Annotated in this window: 3 protein-coding genes and 1 pseudogene; all 4 read left to right on the plus strand. The window is 69.5% G+C overall.

Annotated elements, in window-relative coordinates:
• A pseudogene (locus tag WA317_RS02780) lies at nt 1-165 on the plus strand (DNA-processing protein DprA); the annotation flags it as partial.
• Nucleotides 166-233: 68 nt separating this feature from the next.
• Nucleotides 234-1,088 (plus strand): siderophore-interacting protein, encoded by an 855-nt coding sequence (locus tag WA317_RS02785; RefSeq protein WP_425171587.1) that lies wholly within the window; start codon nt 234-236, stop codon nt 1,086-1,088.
• 24 nt (nt 1,089-1,112) lie between these two features.
• Nucleotides 1,113-2,273 carry an alpha-hydroxy-acid oxidizing protein gene (locus tag WA317_RS02790; protein ID WP_425171588.1) on the plus strand — a complete coding sequence of 387 codons (1,161 nt, stop codon included), beginning with the start codon at nt 1,113-1,115 and terminating at the stop codon, nt 2,271-2,273.
• Between the two features lie 32 nt (nt 2,274-2,305).
• The coding region (locus WA317_RS02795) for a site-specific integrase (RefSeq protein ID WP_425171589.1) at nt 2,306-2,514 on the plus strand (209 nt) is incomplete at its 3' end.

Here is a 2,514-nt window from a genome sequence, read left to right on the forward strand (position 1 = left end):
GCGCTGCCCGGCCGGGGAGTCGCCACGGTCGACGAGATCGCCGTCGCCGCCGCACTCGCGCCGGCACGGGTGCTCGGTCCGCTGGCGATGTTAGAGGTAGCGGGTCTGACGGAGCGTCACGACGGCCAGTGGCGCATCGTCCGGCGACGAGGAGGTGCCTCGTGAGCCTCGTATAGTCGGCGGGAGTCCGAGCAGACAAGCCATAGGGCCGTCAGGCACCTGTAGGAGGAAATGTGGCCGGTCGACCAGTGCACACCTTCGAGGTGGTGGGTCGCGAGGAACTCACGCGGCACATGGTCCGGGTGCTGCTGGGCGGCAGCGGCTTCGACACGTTCAAGCCCAGCGAATTCACCGACTCTTACGTCAAGGTGGTGTTCGTCGCCGATGACGTCGACGTGGCCGGCTTAGCGCAGCCGTTGACCTTGGACAGCTTCAACGAGCTGCCCGCCGAGCGCCGGCCGGTGGTGCGCACGCTGACTGTGCGCCGCGCCGACCCCGCCTCGCGCCAACTTGCGATCGATGTCGTCACACACGGTGAGCACGGAACCGCCGGAACCTGGGCCGGCAGAGCCGAACTGGGCCAGCCGGTTTACCTGATGGGGCCGAGCGGCGCCTACGCCTCCGACCCGTCTGCCGACTGCCACCTGTTGGCGGGCGACGAATCGGCGCTGCCGGCCATCAGCGTTGCGTTGGAGGCGCTGCCCGCCGACGCGGTCGGCATGGCGTTCATCGAGATCGCCGGACCCGAGGACGAGATCGCCCTGCCCGCGCCGGAAGGTGTGCAGGTGCACGGGGTCTATCGCGGCGGACGCGCCGACCTGGTTCCCGAGGAGCGGGCCGGCGACCACGCTCCGCTGATCGAAGCGGTCAAGGCCGCTCCCTGGCCCGGTGGGCAGCTGCAGGTCTTCATCCACGGCGAAGCCCAAACCGTCATGCACAACCTTCGGCCCTACATCCGCAAAGAGCGCGGCGTGGAGGCCAAGTGGGCGTCCATATCCGGTTACTGGCGCCGCGGCCGCACCGAAGAAACCTTCCGGCAATGGAAGAAGGAACTCGCCCAAGCCGAGGCGGCAGGTCCGACGGACTGATCGCCGGCTGGCATCCTTGCCGGCATGGCCTACGGTGACTACCAATTCGAGATCTATCTGCAGGGGCTCGGCGGGGTGGTGCCGTCGCTGCCCATCGCATTCGCCGACTTGGAAGCCAAAGCCGCCGCCGCGATGCCGGCCTCGGTGTGGTCGTATGTCGCCGGCGGCGCAGGCGACGAGCGCACCCAGCGGGCCAACTGCACCGCTTTCGAGCGCTGGGGCCTCATTCCGCGGATGTTCGTCGGCGCGGCCGAACGCGACCTGTCGGTGCAGCTGTTCGGGCTGACGCTGCCCGCGCCGGTCTTCATGGCCCCGATCGGTGTCATCGGCATCTGCGCTCGGGACGGCCACGGCGATCTGGCCACCGCCCGTGCGGCGGCTGCCACGGGTGTTCCGATGGTGATGTCGACGCTGACGTCCGACCCGTTGGAAGACGTCGTCGCCGAGTTGGGCGATACGCCGGGCTTTTTTCAGCTTTACACGCCGGCTGACCGGGAGTTGGCCGCGAGTCTGGTGCAGCGCGCGGAGGCGGCCGGCGTCAAGGGCATCGTCGTCACGCTCGACACCTGGGTGCCCGGTTGGCGGCCGCGCGATCTGAGCACCGCGAACTTCCCGCAGTTGCGCGGGCACTGCCTGGCCAACTACTCCAGCGACCCGGTGTTCCGCGCCGGACTGCCACGCTCGCCGGAGGAGGACCCGCAAGGTGTCGTCCGGCGCTGGGTGCAGATCTTCGGGTCACCGTTGACGTGGGACGACCTGCCGTGGCTGCGCTCGCTGACCAAGCTGCCGCTGCTGCTGAAGGGGATTTGCCACCCCGACGATGCCCGCCGGGCCAAGGACGGCGGTGTCGACGGCATCTACTGCTCCAACCACGGCGGGCGACAGGCCAACGGCGGCCTGCCGGCGATCGAGTGCCTGCCGGGGGTGGTCGAGGCAGCCGACGGGCTGCCGGTGTTGTTCGATTCCGGCATCCGCACCGGCTCCGACATCGTCAAGGCCTTGGCGCTGGGTGCGACCGCAGTGGGCGTCGGCCGCCCCTACGCCTACGGTCTGGCCCTCGACGGGGTGGACGGAATCGTGCACGTGCTGCGCTCGTTGCTGGCCGAAGCCGACCTGATCATGGCCGTCGACGGCTACCGGTCTCTGAAAGATCTCACCCCGGAAACGCTGCGGCGCGTCGACTGAGCCGCGTCGCGCAGGTCTGCGACGGTGGCGAAGTGCAGGCGATCCTCGACGAGTTCGACGAATTCCTCGCGCTGCAGCGCGGCCGCTCAGCGCACACCCGCCGGGCATACCTCGGCGACCTGCGGTCGCTGTTCGCTTTCCTCGCCGAGCGTGCCCCGGATTCCGGCCTGCAGGCGTTGAGGTTGCCGCTGCTGCGGTCCTGGTTGGCCGCCGCCGCTGGGGCCGGTGCAGCGCGCACCAC

The sequence above is a fragment of the Mycobacterium sp. genome (genome assembly GCF_049802695.1).
In the GTDB taxonomy this organism is placed as follows: Bacteria; Actinomycetota; Actinomycetes; order Mycobacteriales; family Mycobacteriaceae; genus Mycobacterium.

What these genes read in the sequence shown, in the direction of transcription:
- WA317_RS02790 (WP_425171588.1), top strand. Translation starts at nt 1,113, where the DNA reads ATGGCCTACGGTGACTACCAATTCGAGATCTATCTGCAGGGGCTCGGC.